The 24,638-nt window shown below is 65.5% G+C and carries 22 protein-coding genes and 1 pseudogene; 14 read left to right on the top strand and 9 right to left on the bottom strand.

Translation table 11 applies throughout. The features are described 5' to 3' along the window. The first annotated feature begins 70 nt into the window (after positions 1-70). A complete protein-coding gene (gene welK / locus V7E00_RS02645) occupies positions 71-1,117 on the top strand; it encodes a beta-1,4-glucuronosyltransferase WelK (RefSeq protein WP_333571132.1) in 1,047 nt (348 codons plus the stop codon). Next, the gene (locus V7E00_RS02640; RefSeq protein ID WP_333571131.1) at positions 1,114-1,980 is read left to right on the top strand and encodes a glycosyltransferase family 2 protein; all 867 of its coding nucleotides are present in this window, start codon (positions 1,114-1,116) and stop codon (positions 1,978-1,980) included. Before welK ends, V7E00_RS02640 begins: the two co-directional genes overlap by 4 nt. Before the next feature lie 42 nt (positions 1,981-2,022). Here V7E00_RS02640 and V7E00_RS02635 read toward each other — a convergent pair whose 3' ends face one another. Together V7E00_RS02635 and V7E00_RS02630 are read right to left on the bottom strand one after the other, a co-directional pair. After that, complete coding sequence (locus tag V7E00_RS02635; protein ID WP_333571130.1) at positions 2,023-3,414, bottom strand: ATP-binding protein; 1,392 nt, start codon at positions 3,412-3,414, stop codon at positions 2,023-2,025. A gap of 95 nt (positions 3,415-3,509) precedes the next feature. Beyond that, positions 3,510-3,761, bottom strand: coding sequence for an XrtV sorting system accessory protein (locus tag V7E00_RS02630; protein WP_093294116.1), 252 nt, complete (start codon positions 3,759-3,761; stop codon positions 3,510-3,512). 255 nt (positions 3,762-4,016) lie between these two features. Between V7E00_RS02630 and V7E00_RS02625 the strand changes: the two genes are divergently transcribed. From V7E00_RS02625 to epsI, 6 genes are read left to right on the top strand one after another with little or no spacing between them, the layout of a single operon-like run. Beyond that, positions 4,017-5,321 (top strand): outer membrane beta-barrel protein, encoded by a 1,305-nt coding sequence (locus V7E00_RS02625; RefSeq protein WP_333571129.1) that lies wholly within the window; start codon positions 4,017-4,019, stop codon positions 5,319-5,321. A gap of 35 nt (positions 5,322-5,356) precedes the next feature. Continuing rightward, complete coding sequence (locus V7E00_RS02620) at positions 5,357-6,232, top strand: SLBB domain-containing protein (RefSeq protein WP_333571128.1); 876 nt, start codon at positions 5,357-5,359, stop codon at positions 6,230-6,232. A gap of 34 nt (positions 6,233-6,266) precedes the next feature. Then, positions 6,267-7,610 (top strand): GNVR domain-containing protein, encoded by a 1,344-nt coding sequence (locus tag V7E00_RS02615; protein WP_333571127.1) that lies wholly within the window; start codon positions 6,267-6,269, stop codon positions 7,608-7,610. 8 nt (positions 7,611-7,618) lie between these two features. Continuing rightward, complete coding sequence (locus tag V7E00_RS02610) at positions 7,619-8,320, top strand: CpsD/CapB family tyrosine-protein kinase (RefSeq protein ID WP_333571126.1); 702 nt, start codon at positions 7,619-7,621, stop codon at positions 8,318-8,320. Between the two features lie 10 nt (positions 8,321-8,330). Beyond that, the gene (xrtV, locus tag V7E00_RS02605) at positions 8,331-9,215 is read left to right on the top strand and encodes an exosortase V (protein ID WP_333571125.1); all 885 of its coding nucleotides are present in this window, start codon (positions 8,331-8,333) and stop codon (positions 9,213-9,215) included. Then, entirely contained in the window at positions 9,199-9,909 is a 711-nt protein-coding gene (gene epsI / locus V7E00_RS02600; protein WP_333571124.1) for an exosortase-associated protein EpsI, V-type, read from the top strand. The genes xrtV and epsI overlap by 17 nt, the downstream gene beginning before the upstream one ends. A 192-nt stretch (positions 9,910-10,101) precedes the next feature. Here epsI and V7E00_RS02595 read toward each other — a convergent pair whose 3' ends face one another. The 3 genes from V7E00_RS02595 to V7E00_RS02585 form a co-directional block, all read right to left on the bottom strand. Next, entirely contained in the window at positions 10,102-11,223 is a 1,122-nt protein-coding gene (locus tag V7E00_RS02595; protein ID WP_333571123.1) for a choice-of-anchor A family protein, read from the bottom strand. A gap of 213 nt (positions 11,224-11,436) precedes the next feature. Beyond that, entirely contained in the window at positions 11,437-12,831 is a 1,395-nt protein-coding gene (locus V7E00_RS02590) for an HlyD family type I secretion periplasmic adaptor subunit (protein ID WP_333571122.1), read from the bottom strand. After that, positions 12,828-15,014: a type I secretion system permease/ATPase gene (locus V7E00_RS02585; RefSeq protein ID WP_333571121.1), complete on the bottom strand. Its 2,187-nt coding sequence runs from the start codon at positions 15,012-15,014 to the stop codon at positions 12,828-12,830. The genes V7E00_RS02590 and V7E00_RS02585 overlap by 4 nt, the downstream gene beginning before the upstream one ends. Positions 15,015-15,620: 606 nt before the next feature. On the opposite strand from V7E00_RS02585, the gene V7E00_RS02580 reads away from it, so the two are divergent. From V7E00_RS02580 to rfbD, 5 genes are all read left to right on the top strand, one after another. Then, positions 15,621-17,033 carry an exopolysaccharide biosynthesis polyprenyl glycosylphosphotransferase gene (locus V7E00_RS02580; protein ID WP_333571120.1) on the top strand — a complete coding sequence of 471 codons (1,413 nt, stop codon included), beginning with the start codon at positions 15,621-15,623 and terminating at the stop codon, positions 17,031-17,033. Positions 17,034-17,141: 108 nt separating this feature from the next. Next, positions 17,142-18,020, top strand: coding sequence for a glucose-1-phosphate thymidylyltransferase RfbA (gene rfbA / locus V7E00_RS02575; protein WP_333571119.1), 879 nt, complete (start codon positions 17,142-17,144; stop codon positions 18,018-18,020). Then, positions 18,017-18,583: a dTDP-4-dehydrorhamnose 3,5-epimerase gene (gene rfbC, locus V7E00_RS02570; protein ID WP_333571118.1), complete on the top strand. Its 567-nt coding sequence runs from the start codon at positions 18,017-18,019 to the stop codon at positions 18,581-18,583. The genes rfbA and rfbC overlap by 4 nt, the downstream gene beginning before the upstream one ends. A 3-nt stretch (positions 18,584-18,586) precedes the next feature. Next, complete coding sequence (gene rfbB, locus V7E00_RS02565; RefSeq protein ID WP_333571117.1) at positions 18,587-19,651, top strand: dTDP-glucose 4,6-dehydratase; 1,065 nt, start codon at positions 18,587-18,589, stop codon at positions 19,649-19,651. Continuing rightward, complete coding sequence (rfbD, locus tag V7E00_RS02560) at positions 19,651-20,514, top strand: dTDP-4-dehydrorhamnose reductase (RefSeq protein ID WP_333571116.1); 864 nt, start codon at positions 19,651-19,653, stop codon at positions 20,512-20,514. The genes rfbB and rfbD overlap by 1 nt, the downstream gene beginning before the upstream one ends. A 37-nt stretch (positions 20,515-20,551) precedes the next feature. On the opposite strand, the pseudogene V7E00_RS02555 reads toward rfbD, so the two are convergent. Then, positions 20,552-21,286, bottom strand: a pseudogene (locus V7E00_RS02555) (IS5 family transposase). Positions 21,287-21,425: 139 nt separating this feature from the next. Beyond that, complete coding sequence (locus V7E00_RS02550) at positions 21,426-22,241, bottom strand: glycosyltransferase (RefSeq protein ID WP_333571115.1); 816 nt, start codon at positions 22,239-22,241, stop codon at positions 21,426-21,428. Positions 22,242-22,502: 261 nt separating this feature from the next. On the opposite strand from V7E00_RS02550, the gene V7E00_RS02545 reads away from it, so the two are divergent. Beyond that, entirely contained in the window at positions 22,503-23,411 is a 909-nt protein-coding gene (locus tag V7E00_RS02545; RefSeq protein ID WP_333571114.1) for a DMT family transporter, read from the top strand. On the opposite strand, the gene V7E00_RS02540 is transcribed toward V7E00_RS02545, so the two are convergent. Then, a complete protein-coding gene (locus tag V7E00_RS02540; protein ID WP_333571113.1) occupies positions 23,386-24,015 on the bottom strand; it encodes a DUF938 domain-containing protein in 630 nt (209 codons plus the stop codon). The two genes, V7E00_RS02545 and V7E00_RS02540, sit on opposite strands and share 26 nt — an antisense overlap. After that, a complete protein-coding gene (locus tag V7E00_RS02535) occupies positions 24,012-24,515 on the bottom strand; it encodes a DUF1453 domain-containing protein (RefSeq protein WP_333571112.1) in 504 nt (167 codons plus the stop codon). The genes V7E00_RS02540 and V7E00_RS02535 overlap by 4 nt, the downstream gene beginning before the upstream one ends. Positions 24,516-24,638: the final 123 nt, after the last annotated feature.

Below are 24,638 nucleotides of genomic sequence, written 5' to 3'. Positions count from 1 at the left end.
GGGCATCCGCAATAGTGTTGGCAGCGCAGCATGACTCCCGCCGGGAGACAAATGGTACGAAGGGGACGGCATGGCAGACGCGACCGCAACGGAACAAAATGCGGGCAAGCCGCTGAAGATGTGCCTCGCTGCCTCCGGCGGCGGCCATCTGCGCCAGATCCTCGATCTGGAATCGGTGTGGAAGGAACATGACTATTTCTTCGTCACCGAAGATACTGCGCTGGGCCGCAGCCTGGCCGAAAAGCATCCGGTGGAACTGGTCGAGCATTATGCGCTTGGTCAGGCGCGCCTCGGTCATCCGCTGCACATGCTCGGCGGTGCATGGCGCAACTTCCGGCAGAGCCTGTCGATCGTCCGCCGGCACAGGCCCGACGTGGTGATCTCGACCGGCGCCGGCGCGGTGTTTTTCACGGCGCTGCTTGCCAAGCTCGCAGGCGCAAAATTCGTCCATATCGAGAGCTTCGCGCGCTTCCACCACCCTTCCGCCTTCGGCAAGATGGCGAAGGGCGTGGCGACCGTGACCTTCGTCCAGTCCGCCGCGCTCAAGCAGACCTGGCCCGATGCCGAGCTGTTCGATCCGTTCCGGATGCTCGACACGCCGCGCCCGCCCAAACAGGCGCTGACCTTCGCCACCGTCGGCGCCACCTTGCCCTTCCCGCGGCTGGTGCAGGCGGTGCTCGATCTCAAGCGCGCCGGCGGCCTGCCGGGCAAGCTGGTGCTGCAATATGGCGATCAGGACCTGGCGGACCCGGGCATTCCCGACGTCGAGATCCGTCGCACCATCCCGTTCGACGATCTCCAGCTGCTGCTGCGCGACGCCGACATGGTGATCTGTCATGGCGGCACGGGATCGCTGGTCACTGCCCTGCGGGCCGGCTGCCGCGTCGTCGCCTTCCCGCGCCGTTTCGACCTCGGCGAACATTATGACGATCACCAGGAAGAGATCGCCCAGACCTTTGCCGACAGAGGGCTGCTCCAGGCCGTGCGCGACGAAAACAAGCTCGGGGAGGCGGTGGCCGCCGCCAAGGCGGCGGAGCCCAAGCTCGCGACCACCGACCAGACGGCGCTCGCCAACCGGCTGCGGCAGTTGCTGGCGGAGTGGAGCACCAAGCAATGAACGCCCCGCGGATCAGCGTCGTCATTCCCCATTACAACGACCTGCACGGCCTCGCGCTCTGCCTCGATTCGATCGATAGGCAGACGATCGATCGCGGCGCCTATGAGATCATCGTCGGCGACAATGGCTCGCCGTGCGGCCTTGAGGCCGTGGAAACGGTGGTCGCCGGGCGCGCCAGCGTGATCACCGTCGCCGAAAAGGGGGCAGGCCCCGCCCGCAACGGCGCTGCGGCCGAAGCGCGCGGCGAGATTCTCGCCTTCATCGACAGCGACTGCGTGGCCGAGCCGGGCTGGCTGGCGGCAGGCGCCGCGATGGTGAAGCCGGGGATGTTCATCGGCGGCCACATGTTCGTGCTGCCGCCCGCGGGCAAGCTGACCGGCAGCGCCGCACTCGAACTGGCGCTGGCGTTCGACAATGAACGCTATGTCCGTCACGCGCAGTTCACGGTCACTGCCAACCTGTTCGTGCGGCGAGAAGATTTCGAGCGGGTCGGCGGGTTCCGCACCGGGGTTTCCGAAGACGTCGAATGGTGCCGCCGTGCCCTTCGCCTCGGCATGACCATCGCCTATTGCGGCGAGGCCTCGGTGGGCCATCCGCCGCGACCAGACTGGCCTGCGCTGCTCAAGAAGACGCGCCGGATACAGCGCGAGATGTTCCTGCTGAACCTGGAACAGCCACGCGGCAGGATGCGCTGGGTCGCGCGATCCGCCCTGCAACCGGTGTTCATCCCTTCCGATTTCATGCGGATCGTGCGGACGCCCGGCACCCGAGGCGCGCGCTTGCGCGCGCTAGGCGCCCTGATCGCGTTGCGTAGCTGGCGGGGCGGCGCCGGATTGCTTCAGTCGATCGGGATCAGGATCTGAACCCGCGGCAGCGAGGGGGCCGCCCCCTCGCTGCCTGCATCGTCATACCGTTGCCAGCACGTCTTCCAGCGTGCCGCTGTCGAGCCGCAGACGGCCGACCATCAGCCACAGGTAGATCGGCAGCGTGTCATCGGTGAAGCGGAAGCGGCGCTCGCCGTCCTGCACTTCCGTCTCCAGACCAAGCTGCGTCGTTAGGCCGGCAAGTTCCTGCTCGACCTGCTGTGCCGTCACCGTGGCGCCGGGCAGCAGGTCCACGATCGCGCGACCGCCGAACCAGCCATCGATCGAGCGCGACGCCTCGCCGAGCGCGGCGAGCAGCGGATCATAGCGCCCGCCGACAAACTTGCGCATGTCCAGCACGGTGCGCGGAGCCATCCGCCCTTCCATTTCGACGATGGCAGCATCCAGCGCGCGCCGCAGATGCCCCTGGTCGACGGTCAGCCGGCCCTGATCGAGCGCCTCTACCGCCGCGTGGTGGCAGAGCAGCCGCGCGAAATACGGCGAGCCCAGCGCCAGCAGATGGATGATTCTGGTCAGGTTCGGATCAAATTTTACGCCCGAGGCGACTTCGCCGAGCGCGATCATCTCCTGCACCTCGCTCTCCTCCAGCCGCGGCATCGGCAGGCCGATGACGTTGCGGCGGATCGAGGGCACATAGCCGATCAGTTCCTGGAGATTCGAGGCGACACCCGCGATCACCAGCTGGACGCGCGCAGAGCGGTCCGAAAGATTCTTGATCAGTTCGGCGACCTGCTGGCGGAAGGCGGTATCGGCCACCCGATCATATTCGTCGAGAACGATCAGCACCCGCGTGCCGGTGATATCCGCGCAGAGATCAGCCAGTTCGCCAGCGCCGAAGGTACCGGCAGGCAAGCGAGCCGCGAGGCTGCCGCCGCCCTCCGCCTCGCCGGCGTTGGGCGCCACGTCGCGGTGGAACAACAGCGGCACGTCCTGCAGCACGGCACGGAAAAGGTCCGGGAAGTTGGCGTTGGCACCGCAGGTCGCGTAGCTGACGATATAGCTGCTCTCGCGCGCAACATCCGCCAGCACGTGCAGCAGCGAGGTCTTGCCGATACCGCGCTCACCATAGAGAACCACGTGGCTCCGCTGGCTCTCGATCGACGAGATCAGGCGCGCCAGGACACCCAGTCGCCCGGCGAAGCTCGACCGGTCGGCCACCGGCTGGGTAGGCGTGAAATACGTCGCCAGCGCGAAGCGTGCACGCGTGATTTCCCGGCGCTCCTCCCGGCGGCGATCCAGCGGACGATCCAGCGCGGAGGCGCGGAAGGTGGGGAAATCGGGCCGCTGGCGGCTGCCGCCATGCGCATCCCGATGCGGCACCACGGTGGCGGCGATCGGAAAATAACCGTCGTCCTCCGCCATGTCGCGGCGCCCGAACGGCCACAAGAACTTCAGCGCGGAACCTAAAGCCACTCGATCACCTCTTAATAAAATTCGCCGACGGAAAACCGTGGCTACCCCGGGCTACTGCCTCGGGACATCCTCTTCGCGAATCGGCGCAGCCTGCTTCAGCGACGCTTGATGAATTCGTACGGCTTGATCACGAACGCGATGTACGCAAGCACCAGCACAATCGTGAGGATTGCGAACACGTGATAGTTCTCGTTCCCCAGATAGTTCGCAACGGCGCAGCCTATCGCCGGCGGCAAATAGCTGATCATCGTGTCGCGGACAACCGAATCAGCCTGCGAACGTTGCAGGAAGATAACGATCAGGCCGGCGAATATCGCGATAGTGACCCAATCATATGGCGTCTGCATGCATGTCCTTTCCATTCGCCGCAGGAATCAAATGATTTCCCGCGTCGTTCGCAGCTGCACTAGCAGCGCGCGACGCAACTCGCTAGATGCCCCAAGATGTGATAAGGCACCGTTAAGCAACCACCGCCTCGAAATGGGAGTTTGCGCCTGGCTCGACGCTACCTGCATGGGGAGCGGTCGGGGGACAGAGCCAGGGCAGGTTCCGGCGCCTTTGCCAAGGCGTTGTCCGGTTGCTTGTACAGGAGGCCATTGGTAATGAAGCGAGCACCCGGGGGGACCATCGTGCAAGTACACGACATTCAACAGGCTGGAAAATTGCGGCCGTCGGGCCGCCTGGCGCGGTCGTGCCGCCTCGTTGCGCTGTTCGCGACTGCAGCATCGGCACAGCCCGCACTGGCGCAGCGCAGCGCCTTCACTGCCCGCCCCAGCGGCGGCGAGCGGCAGGTCGACATACGGGCGGCTGGGACTATCGAATATAACGACAATGTCGTCGCGAACGACCCGCGAATCAGCCGCGGCGGAAGCAGCGGCGACATCACGGCGTCGCCGTCGCTCGATCTCAGTGTGGTGCTGCCCCGCGCCACGGGCAGCACCTATCTGGCCGGCTCGGTGGGCTACAGCTTCTACAAGAAATACACGAACCTTAACCGGGAGAACATCTCGCTGACGGGTGGCGCCGATCAGCGGCTTTCATCGTGCCTCGTGCATGGTGAACTCGGCTATCAACGGAGGATCAGCGACCTTTCGACGCTGTATGCGCTCGATGCCCCGGATAGCTTCAATAACGTCGAGGAAGCGCGCCAATACAGCGCAGATGTCGGTTGCGGCGGCGCCTATGGGCTGCGCCCCGCGGTCGCCTATTCGCGGACGGAAGTTCGCAACAGCCAGGCGACCCGCGCATATGCCGACGCGAATACCGATGCCCTCACCGTGCAGCTTGGCCTGCAGTCCCCGTCGCTCGGCACAATTTCGATTTTTGGCCGCTATGCCAACAGCGTCTATATCCATCGACTGCAGGCGCCGGGTGTCGTGGGCCGGGACGGCTTGAAGAGCTATGCCGCCGGCCTTCAGTTGGAACGCAACATCTCCGGCCGCCTGGATCTGCGCGGTTCGGTGAACTACACCAAGGTGGATCCCCGCCTTCCCGGAACGAGCGGTTTTTCCGGCCTCGGCTTCGACCTCTCCGCGCTGTATAAGGCGGATTTGTTCACCGTGAAGGTTTCCGGTTCGCGGGCTGCGCAGCCCGCGGCAATCTATTTCGTCAGCTACGAGATCATGACGGGGCTTTCGGGAACGATCACGCACGAACTCAACGCCCGCACCCAGGTATCGTTGAACGCCAGCAAGACGTGGCGCGACTACGCCTCGTCCACGCTTTTCCAAGGCGCCCCGATTTCGGGCAACGACAACATATTGTCGCTGGGTGCGAATGCGTCCTACAACGCGACTCGACGGCTGCGTTTTAGCTTGAACGCAAGCTATAATGAACGGACGTCGAGTACCCGCCTCCTCAAATTTCATGCCAAGCGCGTCGGTCTATCGGCGTCGCTGGCGCTCTGACAAGGGCCGTATCCATGTACGACAAGAGTAGGTTTATGTTTGTCTCCGCGCTCGCCGGCATGGCGGCGCTCGCTGCACCGGCTGCGGCACAGATCGCGACGCCCGCCCCGCCCCGGCCGCGGCCGACCGCGCCCCAGGCCCAGCAGCAGCAGGCACCTGCCGCCCCAACGCAGACCAGCACCATTCCCGCGCCGATCCCCTCAGGATCGGCGCCGGTTGGCTACAAGATCGGCGTCGACGATGTGCTGGAAGTCGATGTTCTCGGCCAGGGCGACTTCAAGACCCGCGCGCGTGTCCAGGCGGACGGCACGATCACCTTGCCCTATCTCGGTCCGGTCCCGGTGAAGGGTGAGACATCGGTTTCGCTGGTAAAGAAGATCGAGGGGCTTCTGAAGGCGGGTGGCTATTACGCCAAGCCGATCGTCAGCGTCGACATCGTCAACTTCGTCAGCAACTATGTCACGGTGCTGGGCCAGGTCGGTGGGGCCGGGCTGCAGCCGGTGGATCGCGGCTATCACGTGTCGGAGATCATCGCACGCGCAGGCGGCCTGAAGGCCGATGCTGCCGATTATGTCGTACTCACGCGCGCCGACGGCACGAGCCTGAAGCTCGACTACAAGAAGCTCGCCCAGGGCGGACCGGAGGACGATCCCACGGTGACCGCCGGCGACAAGGTGTTCGTGCCGGAAGTCGAGCGATTCTACATTTATGGTCAAATAAACGCGCCGGGTGTATATCCACTTCGGGCCGACATGACTCTCCGCCGTGCGGTAGCGCAGGGCGGGGGTCTCGGGCCGGCAGGGTCGATCAAGCGAGTCAAGGTCACGCGCGACGGCCAGGAGATCAGGTTGAAAATGGACGATCTAATCAAGCCCGGCGACACGATCGTCATCGGCGAGCGATTGTTCTGATCTTGGCAATGTTGGCAGCTGACGAGGCGCACCAGTGAATATCGTACAATTTTTCCGCATTCTCTGGGTACGCCGGTGGATCATCCTCCCGGCGTTCCTCGTCTGTGTCACCACTGCCACGCTGGTGGTACAGTTCCTTCCCGAACGCTACCGGGCGACCACTCGGCTGGTGCTGGACACCTTCAAGCCCGATCCGATAACGGGACAGGTGATGAGCTCGCAGTACATGCGCGCCTTTGTCCAGACCCAGACAGAGCTGATCGAAGACTTTGCCACCGCCGGCCGCGTGGTCGACGAGCTTGGCTGGGCCAATGATCCGGCGAATATCGCGGCGTTCAACGCATCGCCCGCGGCAAGCACCGGCGATATCCGGCGCTGGCTGTCCAAGCAGATCATCGCCAACACGAGCGCGAACGTGATCGAGGGGAGCAACATCCTCGAGATTTCCTATTCGGACAGTTCGCCGGACCGCGCCGAGCGGATCGCCAACATGATCCGCACCGCTTTCCTTGCGCAGTCGCTCGCCGCCAAGCGCGCAGCAGCGACCAGGTCGGCGGACTGGTACGCACAGCAGGCCGAGTCGGCACGGCAGGCCCTGCTCGCCTCGGTCGAGGCCCGCACCGCCTTCGTGAAGAAGTCGGGCATCGTGATGACTGAGACCGGTTCCGACCTCGATACCCAGAAGCTTGCGCAGCTCCAGGGCCAGTCGGCAGTGCCGGCCGCCCCGGTCGTCGCCGCTGGCGGCATGGGCCCCGCGCAGCTGCAGCTTGCCCAGATCGACCAGCAGATCCAGCAGGCCGCGACCAATCTCGGCCCCAACCACCCGGCGTTCCAGGCACTGCAGCGCCAGCGCTCGGTCTACGCCAAGGCGGCAGCGCAGGAGCGTAGCCAGGCCTCTGGCGGTGCCGGCTCGGCGCAGAGCGCGATTGAGAGCGCGGCAAATGCTCAGCGCGCCCGTGTGCTTGGTAACCGTCAGGAAGTCGATCAGCTTGCCCAGCTTCAGCGCGACGTCGCGCTGAAGCAGGACCAGTATATGAAGGCCGCACAGCGCGTTGCGGACCTCCGTCTCGAGGCGAGCAGCAACGACACCGGCATGTCGACGCTGAGCGAAGCCAGTGCACCAGATTCGCCCTATTATCCGAAGGTGCCGATGATCATCGGCGGTGCCGCCGGCTTCGGCCTCGGCCTGGGTCTGCTCGTCGCGCTGCTGGTCGAGCTGCTTGGTCGCCGGGTGCGCAGCCCCGAGGACCTCGAAGCCGCGGTCGACGCGCCGGTGCTGGGCGTGGTGCAGAGCCGTGCCTCGCTTGCCGCCCGCCTTCGCCGCGCCCATGAAACTCTCGGCGCAACCGCCGAATCGCACGGAGCTGCAGTAAACTAATGGACGCGATGACCACGCCCGAACCGCTGCCCGAAGGCGATCGTCCGAGCGCCGTACCGACCACGCCGGACACCACCGGCGCGCTCGAATACCAGCTCGTCCTGTCCGATCCGACCGGCATCGAAGCCGAAGCTATCCGCGCGCTGCGCACTCGCATCGTCGCGCAGCACCTGCGCGAGGGTCGCCGCGCCCTGGCGCTGTGCGCCGCCTCTGAAGGCGCCGGCTGCAGCTTCGTCGCGATCAACCTCGCGACCGCGCTCGCACAGATCGGCATCAAGACCGCGCTGGTCGATGCCAATCTCCGCGCCCCGACTGTCGGCGCCGCTTTCGGGATCGATCCGGCCAAGCCGGGCCTCGCCGATTACCTGTCGTCAGGCGATGTCGAGCTGGCCTCGATCATCCACCCGACTGGGTTGGACCAGCTGTCGATCATCCCCGCCGGCCATGTCGACCACAGTCCACAGGAACTGCTCTCGTCCGAACAGTTCCGGGACGTGACGACCCAGCTGCTCCGCGAATTCGACATCACGATCTTTGACACGACGGCGGCGAACACCTGCGCCGATGCGCAGCGCGTCGCCAACGTCGCCGGCTATGCGATGATCGTGGCCCGCAAGGACACCAGCTATATCCGCGACGTGAACACGCTCACCCGCACGCTGCGGGCGGACCGTACCAATGTCGTCGGCTGTGTGCTGAACGGCTATTGATTTGGACCACATGACCGCCACCGCTCTCGAGCGGCAGCAAGGCAGGACGGGAGGTGGCTATTGGTTCGCCGTCGCCGGCCTGCTGGCGCTCGCCATCCCGACCTTCATCACCCTGGGTCGCCAGGTGTGGAGCGCCGAAGGCGGCGTGCACGGCCCGATCGTGCTCGCCACCGGCGCTTGGATGTTGGCGCGGCAGCGCAGTGTGATCGAGGAGCTGCGCGCGCCCGGCAACCTCCTCATCGGCACACTGTTCCTGCTGCTGTCGCTGGGGGTCTATACGCTGGGGCGCGTCTTCGACTTCATCAGCGTCGAGACGTTCGGCCTGGTCGGCGCCGTGATCACCACCGGCTATCTCTATTTCGGCGGAAGGGCGCTGCGCGCGGCTTGGTTCCCGGTGTTGTGGCTGTTCTTCCTGGTACCGCCCCCGGGCTGGGCAGTGGACCGCGTGACCGCCCCGCTGAAGGAGTTCGTCTCCCATGTGGCGACCAGCCTGCTCTCCTGGTTCGACTATCCGATCCTGCGGCAGGGCGTGACGCTATTTGTCGGCCCGTACCAGCTGCTGGTGGAGGATGCGTGCTCCGGCCTGCGGTCGCTTTCGAGCCTGGTCGTCGTGACGCTCCTGTACATCTACATCAAGAACAAGCCGTCCTGGCGCTACGCGCTGTTCATCGCCGCGCTGGTGATTCCGGTCGCGGTGGTCACCAACATCCTGCGCATCATCATTCTCGTGCTGATCACGTATCACCTGGGTGACGAGGCGGCGCAGAGCTTCCTCCACGTCTCCACCGGCATGGTGATGTTCGTGGTCGCGCTGCTGGGCATCTTCGCGATCGACTGGGTCGTCGAGCAAGCGCAGCTGTACCTGCATCGGAGGTCCCATGTTCAACCGGCGTGACCTGCTGATCGGCGGCGGCTGCTTCGCCGCGGCTGGCGCCTCGCTCGGACTCAAGCCGCATCGGCGTATGGACCTGCTCGGCGCAACCAAGCTCGACGCGCTGATGCCCAAGGCCTTCGGTGCCTGGAAGGCAGAGGACGCCGGGGCGCTGATCGCACCGCCGCGCGAGGGCAGCCTGGAGGACAAGCTGTACAACCAGGTGGTCAGCCGCGCCTTTTCACGGCCCGACGGGACCACGGTGATGCTGCTGATCGCCTATGGCAACGCCCAGACCGATTTGTTGCAGCTGCACCGCCCGGAGGTATGCTACCCCTTCTTCGGCTTCACGGTGCTGGAGAGCCACGCGCAGATGATCCCGGTGGCGGACCAGGTGTCGATCCCCGGCCGCGCCCTTACCGCGACCAATTATAACCGCACAGAGCAGATCCTCTACTGGGCACGCGTCGGCGAATATCTGCCCCAGTCCGGCAATGAGCAGCTGCTGGCACGGCTGAAGAGCCAGCTGGCAGGCTGGATCGTCGACGGCGTGCTGGTGCGCATCTCCACGGTGACCAGTGAGGCGGCAGACGGGCTGGCTGCCAATCTCGACTTCGCCCGCGAGCTGGTGAAGACGCTTGACCCGCGTGTGCTGCGCCCGCTGCTCGGCACCCGAATGACGCAGGCCATCGAGCCGCATCACCGCGCAAGCGCCTGAACGAAAAATGGGGGCAACGCCGCCGTTACCCCCCTTCCTTTCTGATCTTCATGAACGCGCCGGCCGCATATCGGGCACGTGCCCCCGGGCGGGGTCTCGTCGCGCTGCTCCAGGCCCTTCGCCATGGGGGCGGGCGCTTCCGTCCCGAAGCCGAGCCGGGAGGACGATCCGACCTCCCGGCGCGCCTGCCTATCAGTGTGCGACTGCCAGCATGTCCCGCCGGCGGCGAACCATCGCGCCCAGCGCGCCGAAGCCGAAGAGCAGCATGGCCCAGGTGGCCGGTTCCGGCACACCCGAGGGCGGCGTGAGGAAGCTGCCGGTGCCATTATAGGTGCCCAGATGGATCTCGCCGTTCAGCGTGAAGTTGCGGGCGACGATGCTGCCTTCCAGCGCGCTGCTGTTGGACACGCTGGCGTTCGGCGCCAGTACGCTGCCGTGGAAGCCCTTCAGCGAGAGGCTCTGCGCCTCGTTGAAGTTCCAGATCACCGTCTGGTTGAGCGACTTGCTGTTGAGGTTGCCCTGCTCGACCAGGTTCGTGCCCAGCACGTTGATGATCGTCGTCATGCCGCTCGGCATGCCCGTGAACAGGGTGTCGAAATTGGCATTCTGATTCTCGAACGCCGCCTCGGTCATCGTGAACACGGCAAAGCCGTTCTGCGCACCCGAATAGTCGAGCGGGGCCACGGTCGAGGTGATGGTGGCGAGCGACGGCATCTTGGCGAGCAGGGTCGAGAGGCCGGTCAGGTTTGCCTGGAGCGCGCCCATCTGCACCTGGAGCGCGGCCGCCACGTCGTTCGCGCCACCGGCGGCCAGGCTGCCGTCCTTCACCGCGCCGTTGAGGCCGCCCACGGCGCTGCCGCCATAGCGCACGCTGTTATTGTTGATGTTGAACGAGGCGGTGAGATTGCCACCCGCAACGAGCGCGCCGTTCACGCCGCCCGCCGTGTTGAAGTCCATCGAACCGACATTGCCGCCGACGCGCGCCGTCGTGCCGACAATGCCATTGGCGCCGTTCTGATATCCCGCCTTCAGGCGGAACGAACCGGTGGCGTTGCCCACCACGCTCAGCACGTCGAACGACGAAGCCGCGGCACCCTGGTTGCTGTTGCCGATGCCGAAATTGGTGAAGTTGGCAGCCGCCAGCGCGCCGACAAACGTGCGCCCTTCGACTTCCTGCCCGTTGGTGGTCAGCGTGTCGAACACCACAAGGTTCAGCTCGCGCAGGGCCTGCAGGCCCGCGGCGGGATCGGGTGCAGCAACGGCCGGCGACGCGGCGAGTGCGGCGGCAAGAGCCGCGATGGAAAACAGGCGCATGGGAACCCCCTCCTTGAACGAAGCCCGCGACCCCTTCCCCATGAAGGTAGTCGTCCGGCTTTTGACGTGGGGGGCCGATTAGCGCGCTTCGCGCGCGGGAAGTATCTGCGATATTCTCAGCACTTCCTGATTTGGCACGGCCGAGACAGGTGCATTGCAGTTTTACGGAGTTGCCGGTGCGCAAATACTATTACGCACCGGCAACATCCCGTCTCACCGCTCGTGCAGCGCGTCGCTCCCTGTCTCAAGCACCGGCCCGACGAGATAGCTGAGCAGCGTGCGCTTGCCGGTGACGATGTCCGCGCTAGCGACCATGCCGGGGCGCAGCGGAACCTGCCCGCCATTGGCGACGACATAGCTGCGATCCAGCGCAATCCGCGCCTTGTAGATCGGCGGCTCGCCCTCCTTCACCTGCACGGCCTCGGGACTGATGCCCACTACCGTGCCGGGAATCATGCCGTAGCGCGTGTACGGGAACGCCTGCAGCTTCACCTTCACCGGCATGCCGGTGCGGACGAAACCGATGTCGCTGTTGGCGACCATCACCTCGGCCTCCAGCCGGGCCTTGTCCGGCACGAGCGACAGGAGCGGCTTGGCGCCTTCCACCACCCCGCCTTCGGTATGGACCTGCAGCTGGGAAACGGTGCCACTCACCGGCGCGCGCAGTTCGCGGAACGAGCTGCGCAGCGTCGCCTTGGCGACGTCCTCGCTGCGGGCGCGCACCTCGGCTTCGGCCTTCACCAGATCCTGCAGCACCTGTGCTCGTGCTTCCTCCCGCGTCTTGGCGGAGAGGCTGCTGGCGCTGTGCGACTGCTGACCAAGCTTCATGACCGCAGCGCGCGCGGCGCTCAGGTCCTGCCGCTCGACGATCAGCTGGCGCCGCAGCTCGACGACACGAAGTTTGGAGACATAGCCCTTGGCGGCCATCGCCTCGTTGGCGGCGACCTGCTGCTCGAGCAGCGGCAGCGCCTGTTCGAGCTTGCGCACCTGCGCCTGCGCCTCGGCGGCGGCGGAGACGGCGGCGCCGCTGTCGGAACGGCCGCCGGCGAACGCCGCCTCGATCTGCCCGAGCCGGGCTCGAGCGAGGTCGCGGTGCGTCGCCGCCTCGGCGGGGCTCGCCCCTGCAGGTGCCGCGAAGCGGAAGCCCTTGCCGTCCAGCGCGTCGATGATCGCCTGGTTGCGCGCAGCGTCGAGCTGCGCGGTCACCAGCGCCACCTTGGCCTGCGCCGCCTCGGCCGCGCTCATCGTCGGATCGAGCGTGATCAGCACCTGGCCCCGGGCGACCTTCTGCCCCTCGCCCACCAGGATACGGCGGACAATGCCCGATTCAGGCGACTGGACGATCTTGGTCTCGCCGATCGGCGCGATCCGCCCCTGCGTCGGTGCGACGACCTCGACCTTGCCGATCGCCAGCCAGGCGCCGGTGATCGCCAGCCCCGCCAGCATCACCTTGGCGGTGAGCCGCGCGGTGGGTGAGACCGGCCGCTCGATGATCTCTAGCGCGGCGGGCAGGAATTCCGTGTCGTAATCGACCGTGCGGGCGGGCAGCACGGTGCCGCGGATCCGCGACAGCGGGCCGGTGCGGCCCATGGTGACGACGGCGTTCATGCGGCAATCTCCCCATAGCCGCTTTGGCGGCGGTGCAGGTCGGCGTAGCGGCCGCCCAGGCGCAGCAGTTCGTCGTGGCGGCCGCTCTCGACGATGCGGCCCTGTTCGAGCGTGATGATCCGGTCGCACCCGCGCACGGCCGAAAGGCGATGGGCGATGATCACCAGCGTGCGGCCCGCGGAAATCGCGCGCAGGTTGTTCTGGATCAGCTCCTCGCTCTCGGCATCGAGCGCGGAAGTCGCCTCGTCGAATACCAGGATTCGAGGATTGCCGACCAGCGCGCGCGCAATGGCGAGCCGCTGGCGCTGGCCGCCCGACAGGTTCACGCCGCGCTCGACGATCTCGGTATCATAGCCGCGCGGCTGGCGCAGGATGAAGTCGTGCGCGCCGGCGAGCGTTGCGGCCGCCACGACGTGCTCGAACGGCATGGCGGGATTGGACAGCGCGATATTCTCGCGGATCGTGCGGCTGAACAGGAGATTCTCCTGCAGCACCACGCCGATCTGGCGACGCAGCCACGCCGGATCGAGCTGGGCCAGGTCGACCTCGTCGACCAGCACGCGGCCGTTGCTCGGCAGGTTGAGCCGCTGGAGCAGCTTGGCCAGCGTCGACTTGCCCGAGCCGGACGAGCCGACGATGCCGAGCGAGCTCCCCGCCGGAATGTCGAGCGTGATGTCGCTCAGCACCGGCGGCTGGTCCTCGGCATAGCGGAAGCTGACATTCTCGAAGCGGATCGCGCCGTGCAGCACGGGCAGCGTCGCGGCGGAGGCTGGGCGCGGCTCGACCGGATGGTTGAGCACGTCGCCCAGCCGCTCGATCGCGATGCGGACCTGCTGGAAGTCCTGCCACAGTTGCGCCATGCGGATCACCGGGCCGGAGACGCGCTGCGCAAACATGTTGAACGCAACCAGCGCGCCGACGCTCATCGCGCCGCTGATCACCGCCTGGGCCCCGAAGAACAGGATCGCGGCGAAGCTCAGCTTGGAGATCAGCTCGATGGTCTGGCTGCCGGTATTGGCGGTGTTGATCAGCCGCTGCGAGGAGGCGGTATAGGCGGCGAGCTGGCGTTCCCAGCGATTCTGCCAGTGCGGCTCTACCGCGGTCGCCTTGATCGTGTGGATACCCGAGACGCTCTCGACGAGCAGCGCATTGCTGGCCGAGCTCTTCTCGAACTTGTCCTCGACGCGGGCACGGAGCGGCCCCGCAACGCTGAACGAAACGATGGCGTAGGCGATCAGCGAGACCAGCACGATGCCGGAGAGCATCGGCGAATAGAACAGCATCGCCGCCAGGAAGACGAGCGTGAACAGCGGATCGACCATCACCGTCAACGAGGCGTTGGTAAGGAACTCGCGGATCGTCTCGAGCTGGCGGACGCGGGTGACGGTGTCGCCCACCCGACGCTTCTCGAAATATTGCAGCGGCAGCGCCAGCAGGTGGTGAAACAGCCGCGCGCCGAGCTCGACGTCGATTTTCTGCGCGGTCTCGGTGAACAGCCGGGTACGGATCCAGCCCAGCGCCACTTCCCACACCGACACGGCCAGGAAGGCGAAGGCGAGCACGCTCAGCGTGCTCATGCTGTTGTGGATCAGCACCTTGTCGATCACGCTCTGGAACAGGAGCGGGGCGGCGAGGCCCAGCAGGTTCAGCGCAAGGGTAATGCCCAGAACCTCGAGGAACAGCTTGCGATAACGCACGAACTGCGCGGTGAACCAGGAGAAGCCGAATCGCAGTGGACGCCCCGCCACCGCGCGGGTGGTGAGCAGCACCAGCGTACCGGACCAGATCGCATCCAACCCGTCGCGATCGACCTGCTCCGGCGCGTATCCTGGGCGCTGGATGATCACGCCATGTTCGGTCAGGCCGCCGATCACGAACCATCCGTCGGGTCCGTCCGCAATCGCGGGCAGCGGCTGGCGGGCCAGCCCGCCGCGCGGCACCTCCACCGCCTTGGCGCGCACGCCCTGCTGGCGCTTGGCGAGGAGGATCAGGTCGTCCGCGGTTGGCGCCTCGGCGTGCCCCAGCGCATGGCGCAGCTGTTCGGGCGTGATCGCGATATTGTGGACGCCGAGCAGCAGCGAAAGCGCCACCAGCCCGGATTCGCGCAGCTCGGCCTCGCTTTCCGCGGCCGGCGGGCCAGCGAAAGCGCTCTGCAGGTGGGCCTGCATCTCGTCGCGTGTCATTTCCGGAACTCTGCCTCCATGGCGCTACTAACCGGAGGCATGATGAAGAAGGCTGGTAAAGACTCGATTAAGCCAGATGTTTCTGTGGTTTATGCGTAGGTCATCGCCCTTCCCCGCGATGGCTTGCTGGTCTGCACGGCCTTGCGGCCTGCTCCATTAGAGGATCGTAAAGCGGATCGGCGTAACACGCCTCCGGAACAACCGCGACGGACCAGGGATTTTGAGGTGCATTGCAGCAATTTCAGATCAGAAATGTGCTGCAGCTGCGAAGATGAAGCGCCCGGTGGCTGCAGCGTGTCCGAAGCCGCCCTTGATCACGGCTCAAAATTGCGGATAAACCCCCGCTCGGTCGCTTCTTCACCGAAATACGGCAAATAATGTCGGTTTGCAGGGATATTTGCTCGGGGCTCACGCGTATATGCGGGTTGACCCTTCGTCACTGCCAGCAAAGTAGGGTGCGATCTTGTTGAATTCCGGTCCCAAAAACACACCGTTTGGTGGAAACGGACACTTTCGGGTCGCAATCCGTCCCATTATAATGCAGTGCAACAGGCCGACTCGGCCGCTGTCAGCGTGCAGATTTCGTTGAGGGAGCCCGATGAGGCCATGAACGCTTTCGAAGCACAGCGCGCCTTTGAGGAGCAGCTTCGGGCCCATGCCCGGATCGCACCGGCAACGGCTCCCATCTGGCGCCGCTCGACCCTGCGGATGATGCTGTACACCGAGCTACTGCTGCTCGACAGCATGGCATTGATGGCTGGTTTCTACATCGCGGCCTGCACGCGCGACGGCAACTGGCTATCGCTCGCGGGAATCAACGTCGGCGTGTTCCTGCTGCCGGTCACGCTGGGGACCGCGCTCGCCAGCGGCACCTACTCGCTGACCTGCCTCCGCTACCCGGTGAGCGGGGTGAAGAACATCTTTTCCGCGTTCTTTTTCTCGATCTTCGTCGTGCTGCTCGGCAGCTACATGCTTACTGCCGAACTTCCCTTGTCCCGCGTGCAGCTGGCCGAGGGGGCAATGCTGGCGCTGGTCTTCCTCACCACTGGCCGACTGCTGTTTCGCCGACACGTCCGGGCAGTAACGGGCGGAAAGCTGCTGGACGAGCTGGTGATCATCGACGGCGTATCGCTGGACGTCGCCGGGAATGCCGTCGCGCTCGATGCACGGATCATCAACCTGTCGCCCAATCCGCGCGATCCGCAGATGCTGCACCGGCTGGGCACCACGGTGGTCGGCTTCGACCGGGTGGTGGTCGCCTGCACCGAGGAGCACCGCGCTGTTTGGGCGCTGCTGCTCAAGGGCATGAACATCAAGGGCGAGATCCTCGTTCCCCAGTTCAATGCGCTGGGCGCGATCGGCGTGGATTCGTTTGATGGCAAGGATACGCTGGTCGTCTCGCAGGGGCCGCTGAGCATGCCGAACCGCGCCAAGAAGCGCGCGCTCGACCTCGCGATCACCGTGCCTGCCGTAATGGCGTTGGCGCCGCTGATGATCCTCGTCGCGATCCTGATCAAGCTGGAGAGCCCGGGCCCAGTGCTGTTCGCGCAGGACCGTGTCGGCCGCGGCAACCGGCTGTTCAAGATCCTCAAGTTCCGCTCGATGCGCGTCACGCTGTGCGACGCCAACGGCAATGTCTCGGCCAGCCGCGACGACGATCGCATCACCAAGGTCGGCCGGTTCATCCGCAAGACCAGCATCGACGAGCTGCCGCAGCTGCTGAACGTGCTGCGGGGCGACATGAGCGTGGTCGGGCCCCGCCCGCACGCGCTCGGCTCGCGCGCCGCCGACCATCTGTTCTGGGAAATCGACGAGCGCTATTGGCACCGCCACACGCTCAAGCCGGGAATGACCGGGCTTGCTCAGGTGCGCGGCTTCCGCGGCGCCACCGATCGCCGCGTCGACCTGACCAACCGCCTCCAGGCGGACATGGAATATATCGACGGGTGGGACATCTGGCGTGACATCACCATCCTGTTCAAGACGCTGCGGGTTATCGTGCATTCCAACGCATTCTGAAGCGCCCCAGCGTCTTCGTGGTGGCCAGCGGGTTGACATCCACCTCACTTCCACATCTGTCGTTTCATAGTAGTTGCGGGCTCAGCCCGCCCCATGGGGGATTATTGAATGAAGGGCATCATCCTTGCGGGAGGCAGTGGCACGCGCCTATACCCCGCAACGCTGTCGATCTCGAAGCAGCTGCTTCCCGTCTATGACAAGCCGATGATCTTCTACCCTCTGTCGGTGCTGATGCTGACGGGGATCCGCGATATCCTGATCATTTCCACCCCTCGCGATTTGCCGATGTTCCAGGCACTGCTGGGCGATGGCTCCGCCTTCGGCATCAACCTCAGCTATGCCGAGCAGCCGTCGCCGAATGGTCTTGCGGAAGCGTTCATCATCGGTGCAAATTTCGTCGGCGACGAGCCCAGCGCACTGATCCTGGGCGACAACATTTATCACGGCGAAAAAATGGGCGAGCGCTGCAAGGCAGCTGCCGCGCAGGCAGCGCAGGGCGGCGCCAATGTGTTCGCCTATCATGTGGATGACCCCGAACGCTACGGCGTGGTCGCCTTCGATCCGGAAACGGGCGTCGCCACCAGCGTTGAGGAGAAGCCCGCCAATCCTCAGTCCAACTGGGCGATCACCGGCCTCTATTTCTACGACAAGGACGTGGTCGACATCGCCAAGTCGATCCAGCCCTCCGCACGGGGCGAGCTCGAGATCACTGACGTAAACCGCGTCTATCTGGAGCGCGGCGACCTCCACATTACCCGCCTCGGACGCGGCTATGCCTGGCTCGACACCGGCACGCATGACAGCCTGCACGAGGCCGGCTCGTTCGTCCGCACCCTGGAGCATCGTACTGGCGTGAAGATCGCCTGCCCCGAGGAAGTCGCCTTCGAAGCCGGCTGGCTCGGCGCCGACGACCTGCTCAAGCGCGCCGCCGGGCTCGGCAAGACCGGCTATGCCGCCTATCTCCGCAAGGTGGCGGCGACGGCATGACCCAGGTCCATCATCACGAACTTTCCGGCGTGATCGAGTTTACGCCGCCGAAATATGGCGATCACCGCGGCTTCTTCTCCGAGGTGTTCAAGCAGTCTGTGCTCGATGCCGAAGGCGTCGAGGCACGCTGGGTGCAGGATAATCAGAGCTTTTCCGCCCAGCCCGGCACGATCCGCGGCCTGCACCTCCAGGCCCCGCCCTTCGCCCAGGCCAAGCTGGTGCGGGTGCTGCGCGGCGCGATCTTCGACGTCGCGGTCGACATTCGCCGCGGGTCGCCCACCTATGGCCGCTGGGTCGGCGTCGAGCTGTCGGCGGAGAAGTGGAACCAGCTGCTGGTTCCGGCCGGCTATGCGCACGGCTTCATGACGCTCGTTCCGGATTGCGAGATCCTCTACAAGGTCAGCGCGCGCTACGCGAAGGACGAGGAAATGGCGATTCGCTGGGACGATCCCGATCTCGCCATCGCCTGGCCGGACATCGGCGTGGCGCCGGTCCTGTCCGAGAAGGATGCCGTCGCGCCGTCTTTCGCCGATTTCAACACCCCCTTCTTCTATCAGGGCTGAGCCATGCAGCAGCAGACCTTCCTCGTCACCGGCGGCGCCGGCTTCATCGGCTCGGCGGTGGTGCGCCACCTCGTCCGGCAGGGCGCGCGCGTCATCAATCTCGACAAGCTCACCTATGCCGGCAACCCGGCCTCGCTGACCGCGATCGAGAACGCCCCCAACTATCGCTTCGTCCATGCCGACATCGCCGACACCGCGACGATCCTGCCGCTGCTGCGGGAGGAGCAGGTCGATGTGGTGATGCACCTCGCCGCCGAGAGCCATGTCGATCGCTCGATCGACGGCCCGGGCGAGTTCATCGAGACCAATGTCGTCGGCACCTTCAAGTTGCTCCAGTCGGCGCTCGAATATTGGCGCGGTCTGGAAGGCGAGAAGCGCGATGCGTTCCGATTCCACCACATCTCCACCGACGAAGTGTTCGGCGACCTGCCGTTCGACAGCGGCATCTTCACCGAAGACACGCCCTATGATCCCTCCTCGCCCTATTCGGCGTCGAAGGCGGCGAGCGACCATCTGGTCCGCGCCTGGGGTCACACCTATGGCCTGCCCGTGGTGCTGTCGAACTGCTCGAACAATTACGGGCCGTTCCACTTCCCCGAGAAACTGATCCCGCTGACGATCCTGAATGCGCTCGAAGGCAAGCCCCTGCCGGTCTACGGCAAGGGCGAGAATATCCGCGACTGGCTGTATGTGGACGACCACGCCAAGGCGCTGGCGACGATCGCGACGACCGGCAAGGTCGGCCAGAGCTACAATGTCGGCGGCCGCAACGAGCGGACCAACCTCCAGGTGGTCGAGACGATCTGCGACCTGCTCGACCAGCGCATTCCCCTCGCCGACGGCCGCAAGCGCCGCGAGCTGATCACCTTCGTCACCGATCGCCCCGGCCATGACCGTCGCTATGCGATCGATGCGACCAAGCTCGAGACTGAACTGGGCTGGAAGGCCGAGGAGAATTTCGACACCGGCATCGCCGCGACGATCGACTGGTATCTCGCGAATGAGTGGTGGTGGGGCCCGATCCGCTCCGGCAAATATGCCGGCGAGCGCCTGGGCCAGACCGCCTGATGCGTATCCTCATCACCGGACATGATGGCCAGGTCGCCCAGTCGCTTGCGGAGCAGGCGCAGGGCCATGATCTGGTCTTCACCAGCTATCCCGAGTTTGATCTTGCCAAGCCGGAGACGATCGAGGCCGCGGTGGCGCGAATCCAGCCCGAACTGATCGTGTCGGCCGCTGCCTACACTGCGGTCGACAAGGCCGAGAGCGAGCCCGAGCTGGCGATGGCGATCAACGGCGACGGCCCCGGCGTGCTGGCGCGCGCGGGGGCGAAGATCGGCGCGCCGATCATCCATCTGTCGACGGATTATGTATTCGACGGCAGCCTCGACCGCCCCTGGCGCGAGGACGATCCCACCGGCCCGCTCGGCGTATATGGCGCAACCAAACTGGCCGGCGAGCAGGCGGTGCAGGCTTCCGGCGCTACTCACGCCGTGATCCGGCTTGCCTGGGTCTACAGCCCATTCGGCAACAACTTCGTCAAGACGATGCTTCGGCTCGCCGAGACGCGCGATGCGCTCAACGTGGTTGAAGACCAGCAGGGCTGCCCCAGTTCGGCGCTCGACATCGCCACGGCGATCCTGAAGGTGGTCGGGCACTGGCAGCAGCACGGCGCCACCAGCGGCCTGTATCATTTCGCCGGATCGGGTGAGGCCAACTGGGCCGACTTCGCCCGCGCTATATTCGCGGAAAGCGCCACACGTGGCGGCCCGCGCGCCGCGGTGACCGGCATTCCCAGCTCCAGCTACCCGACTCCCGCCAAGCGCCCGGCAAATTCGCGCCTGGATTGCACGCACTTCGCAAATACTTTCGGCTACCGTGCGCCGGTTTGGCAGGAGTCACTGGCCGTCGTGCTTCGTCGGCTGATCTAACGGCAGCGACACGGGCTTGCTGGTCAAGGACTGGGGCTCACAAGAACAACATGACCCTGGCGGATACTGCAAAGGAAATGGCGGCGGTGTGGTCATAGCGCTTGGCGAGGCGTCGGCAGTCCTCGAGGGGGCAGAATTTGCGCTCGATGGCGTTGCGGCCCTTGTAGAGGCTGCGGCTGAAGCAGCTTTCCAGCGTCGGCTCGCCTTGGGGGGCGTGTTGGGAACAGCACCCCGCCAGTCGCTGAGCTCCCGGATACGGTTGGGATCATGGGCGCGATCGGCATGGACGATGCCGCGGGCTGGCAGGCTGTCGTGCAACGTCTCCGCTGCCCGACAGTCGGTCGCTTGAACGAATCACGAGGAAGGCGAGCGGCTTGCCTTCGGCGTCGGCGGGGGCATGTATCTTCGTTCTGCGCCCGCCTCGGCTGATGCCGATCACCTGGGCGTATGCCCCCCTTTCCAGCGACAGCCGAACGGTGAGTCTTCACATGCGTGCTGTCGATCAGGACCTCAGCCGGTGGTCCGCCGGCAGCGGCCGGCGCTTCAAACACCGCCTGCCAAACGCCCTTTCCGACGAACGCTTGTGCCGATTGAACAGCGTCTTGCACGGATCATAGGCGTCCGCGTCCTTCCAACGGCAACCCGCCTGCAGCACAGGACGATGCCACTGATCACCCGACGGCCGTGAACCGGCGGCGCACCTCGCGGCTTGTTGGGCAACAGCGGTTAGCCGACCCCGCTGATCGTCGCTCCGCCAGAACTCCCCCGGCAAATTACCTTCCACGTCAACGTGGAGGGTGAGTCACTTCCCTTGCGCCAACGAAATCCCGACTATGGGTCCCAGCCCTTGCGTCGAACCGCCTGCTGCCCCGAAATCCGTGCTCATCATCTGCCAAATTTCGGAGCACGAGTTAACGATCGCGGATAGCCACGACTAGCGGTTTGACCAGCTTGATTGCAGCTTCGCGCACTACGCGAATTGGTGACATCATCAGGTGATCCACTAGTACACCGACTGCGCTCACCTTTTCTGCCGCGACATCGCCGCGGATCTTGAATGAGTCGATGACTGCAACGTCGGAAACTAGCTTGCCCTTGATCCTGTTGGTGACGTTTTCGCCGTGTACCACCTGCAGCCACAGCGGTTGGCTCGGCACTTGGACGATGGTCCACTTGTCTCCGAGCTCATGGTGCGGCTTGGCCCAGATCGTCTCGACACCCCCGAGATCGCGCTCAACCAGCGAGGTGAAGGGATTGCTGCGATCGCTCGCGGTATACAGACGCCCACCCCGCATCGCGATGCCTTGGGTGAAGTTCAGCACCGTTTGCGCCGGGGCATCCTGAGCTGCCGCCTGCACTCGCGCGACGAAGTCGCTGGAGAGCGCGTCGTCGTTGTCGAGCCGACTGGTAACGATCAACCGTTCGCCGGGCGCCGCCAGCTCACGCACGTCCTCTGCGATCACCGCCTTGTCGAACATCCCCACGTAGCGAGGGGTGAAGTTGAAGATCTGGCGATCGCGCTCGATCCGTTCGCGGAATTCGGCGGGGGTGTCCTTGTCGAAATAGATCAGCCAGTGGAAATTGCGCTCGGTCTGTCCCGCGATGCTGGGAAGACAGAATTGCTCGAACAGGCCAAACCGCCGATCCAGCCAGCCCGGCGAGTTCCGAATCGCCACCTCGCGGCCGGGGCTGGCGATGTTGAAGCGCGTCAGAAGTACATGCAGCATTGGTTCGATCAGCCCCGCTCTAGCAAAACGAAGAAGCCCGGCCGCGGCAACAGCCCGCCCCGAACAACGTACACGGAACAGGTCGCGAGAGACCTGCGCGTTGCACTATCTGTGCCCTGTCCTTTTGCCGCCACTCAAGCTACCGGATAGGGGATATTCCCTAGCCGGGCAACCGAGGATTGCTGCACCGCGCAATAGGCATCCATGCTCCAACGACAAAACGGCTTGCCGCTCGCCGCGCCGGCCCCTAACCGTCGCCCTGTGCCTGAAGCCCGTCCCGATCGTATCGCCACCGGCCTGGCGCTCCGCCTCTTCGCCATCGCCTGCATGTCGACCATGTCGGCGCTCATCAAGATGTCGGAGCTGCGCGGCGCCTCGCTGATCGAGACCATGTTCCATCGCCAGCTCTGGGCGGTGCCGCTGGTGACTTTGTGGGTAGCAATGGGGCCCGGCCTCAAATCGCTGAAGACCGCGCGGTTCGGCGCGCATGTCTGGCGCACTGCGGTGGGGCTTACCGGCATGATCTTCACCTTCGGTGCGGTGATCCTGCTGCCGCTGGCCGAGGCGCAGACCTTCCAGTTCACCGTCCCTATCTTCGCCACGCTGCTCGGCGCGCTGATCCTCGGCGAGCCGACCGGCTGGCACCGTTGGGGCGCGGTGATCGTCGGCTTCATTGGCGTGCTGATCGTCGTCCAGCCGGGCCAGGAGGCGATCCCGATCTTCGGCGCGTTCGTGGGGCTGATGGCGGCGCTGTTCGTCGCCATCGTTGCGATCACGCTGCGCCAGATCGGCAAGACCGAGAGCGCCGGCACCACCGTCTTCTGGTTCTCGCTGCTCTCGGTGCCGGTGCTCGGCGCGATCTATGCCTTCCACTACAAGCCGCACGATGCCGAGACCTGGGCGATCCTGATCGCGACGGGGCTGGTCGGCGGCGTCGGCCAGCTGGCGCTGACGGGGGCGATGCGCTTCGCCCCTGTCTCCGCCGTCGTGCCGATGGACTATTCGGGGCTGATCTGGGCGACGCTCTACGGCTGGCTGCTGTTCGACGTGTTCCCGACCTTCTCGACCTGGCTCGGTGCCCCGGTGATCATCGCGAGCGGGCTCTACATCGTCTATCGCGAACAGAAGCTGGCGCGCGGGCGCGCTAGCTACGCCGAAACGCCACTATGAGGTTGTTGGCGGGCATCGCCACCCGCCGCTCGAACGCCAGTCCCTGCGCCGCCGCCGCTGCAATCACGTCGTCCAGCACCCGCAGCCCCCATTCGGCATTGCGCGCACGCAGTGACTGGTCGAATTCCTCGTTGGAAGGCGCGGTGGGCACGCCCGCCTCGCGATAGGGCCCGTAGAGGATCAGCGGGCCGCCCGGCGGCAGCAGCCGCCCTGCCCCCGCCATCAGCCCCAGCGTTGCCGCCCAGGGGCTGATATGGGCCATGTTGATGCACAGGATCGCATCGGCATGGGCGACCGGCCACGTCGCCGCCGTCGCATCGAGCGCGACCGGCGGGCGGACATTGTCCAGCCCCTCGCACCACGCGGCGATCGAGGCGAGCGCATCCGGGTCCGGGTCGCTCGGGTGCCATTCCAGCTTGGGGAAATGCTCGGCGAAATAGGCGCAATGCTCGCCGCTGCCGCTCGCCACTTCAAGCACGGCCCCGGCCGACGGCTGCAGCTCGCCGAGCATCGTGGCGATCGCCGCGCGGTTGCGCAGCGTCGCGGGGGCATGGCGCCGGACGCCTTCCGGCGGCGCCAGCCAGCTGCGGTCGCGATCGCTCATGCCGCCGCCCGCGCCTGTTGGAGGAGGCGCTTGCCGCGCAGATACATCTCCACCCGCATCGCGCTGAACAGCCCCAGCGCCATCGTGCCGAAGGCTTGGGTCAGCAGCATCACGTTGAGGTGCAGCGCCGAGCCTTCCGCCTGGCCGATCATCTTTACCGCGATCAGCACGACGATGAACAACAGCCCGCCGATCGACGCCTTCTGGTTGAGCTGGTGCGTCTCCGGATCGACGGAGAGATGCATCAGCTTGCCCCGCTGCCAGCCGAGCCCGGCGCCGACCACCAGCGCGGCGGCGCACAGCGCCCAGCCGCCAAGGCTCGGCTGCGTCCGCAGGAACAGGCTGGCGACGAGCAGCGCATAGAGCGCCGGGATGATCCACAGCCGTTCGAGCGTCAGCGGCCGGCTCTTCGCCATTCGCCGTACCCTTAGCGCGAGGATCAGCCCGACAACGAGGGCGGTGATGCCATATTGGATGAGGTGCGGTGTATCGAGCTGCATGGCGGACTCCCCCCGGAAGCGATGCAGCGCAGCATAGGAGGAAGCGCAGCGGCGTCAAAACGCCGTTTTCACGCATTGTCCCGAACGCCTGTGGCGGAGCGGGACAATGCGTTTGCTCCGCGC

Source organism: Sphingomonas sp. (assembly GCF_036731925.1).
GTDB lineage: Bacteria > Pseudomonadota > Alphaproteobacteria > Sphingomonadales > Sphingomonadaceae > Sphingomonas.
Note: the sequence above shows the minus strand (reverse complement) of the source record. Positions and strands in the feature narration are given on the sequence as shown.

What these genes read in the sequence shown, in the direction of transcription:
- xrtV (WP_333571125.1), top strand. Translation starts at nt 8,331, where the DNA reads ATGACCGCCACCGCTCTCGAGCGGCAGCAAGGCAGGACGGGAGGTGGC.
- rfbB (WP_333571117.1), top strand. Translation starts at nt 18,587, where the DNA reads ATGCAGCAGCAGACCTTCCTCGTCACCGGCGGCGCCGGCTTCATCGGC.
- rfbA (WP_333571119.1), top strand. Translation starts at nt 17,142, where the DNA reads ATGAAGGGCATCATCCTTGCGGGAGGCAGTGGCACGCGCCTATACCCC.
- epsI (WP_333571124.1), top strand. Translation starts at nt 9,199, where the DNA reads ATGTTCAACCGGCGTGACCTGCTGATCGGCGGCGGCTGCTTCGCCGCG.
- V7E00_RS02595 (WP_333571123.1), bottom strand. Translation starts at nt 11,223, where the DNA reads ATGCGCCTGTTTTCCATCGCGGCTCTTGCCGCCGCACTCGCCGCGTCG.
- V7E00_RS02625 (WP_333571129.1), top strand. Translation starts at nt 4,017, where the DNA reads ATGAAGCGAGCACCCGGGGGGACCATCGTGCAAGTACACGACATTCAA.
- V7E00_RS02540 (WP_333571113.1), bottom strand. Translation starts at nt 24,015, where the DNA reads ATGAGCGATCGCGACCGCAGCTGGCTGGCGCCGCCGGAAGGCGTCCGG.
- V7E00_RS02630 (WP_093294116.1), bottom strand. Translation starts at nt 3,761, where the DNA reads ATGCAGACGCCATATGATTGGGTCACTATCGCGATATTCGCCGGCCTG.
- rfbC (WP_333571118.1), top strand. Translation starts at nt 18,017, where the DNA reads ATGACCCAGGTCCATCATCACGAACTTTCCGGCGTGATCGAGTTTACG.
- V7E00_RS02535 (WP_333571112.1), bottom strand. Translation starts at nt 24,515, where the DNA reads ATGCAGCTCGATACACCGCACCTCATCCAATATGGCATCACCGCCCTC.
- rfbD (WP_333571116.1), top strand. Translation starts at nt 19,651, where the DNA reads ATGCGTATCCTCATCACCGGACATGATGGCCAGGTCGCCCAGTCGCTT.
- welK (WP_333571132.1), top strand. Translation starts at nt 71, where the DNA reads ATGGCAGACGCGACCGCAACGGAACAAAATGCGGGCAAGCCGCTGAAG.
- V7E00_RS02590 (WP_333571122.1), bottom strand. Translation starts at nt 12,831, where the DNA reads ATGAACGCCGTCGTCACCATGGGCCGCACCGGCCCGCTGTCGCGGATC.
- V7E00_RS02550 (WP_333571115.1), bottom strand. Translation starts at nt 22,241, where the DNA reads ATGCTGCATGTACTTCTGACGCGCTTCAACATCGCCAGCCCCGGCCGC.
- V7E00_RS02640 (WP_333571131.1), top strand. Translation starts at nt 1,114, where the DNA reads ATGAACGCCCCGCGGATCAGCGTCGTCATTCCCCATTACAACGACCTG.
- V7E00_RS02580 (WP_333571120.1), top strand. Translation starts at nt 15,621, where the DNA reads ATGAACGCTTTCGAAGCACAGCGCGCCTTTGAGGAGCAGCTTCGGGCC.
- V7E00_RS02620 (WP_333571128.1), top strand. Translation starts at nt 5,357, where the DNA reads ATGTTTGTCTCCGCGCTCGCCGGCATGGCGGCGCTCGCTGCACCGGCT.
- V7E00_RS02610 (WP_333571126.1), top strand. Translation starts at nt 7,619, where the DNA reads ATGACCACGCCCGAACCGCTGCCCGAAGGCGATCGTCCGAGCGCCGTA.
- V7E00_RS02585 (WP_333571121.1), bottom strand. Translation starts at nt 15,014, where the DNA reads ATGACACGCGACGAGATGCAGGCCCACCTGCAGAGCGCTTTCGCTGGC.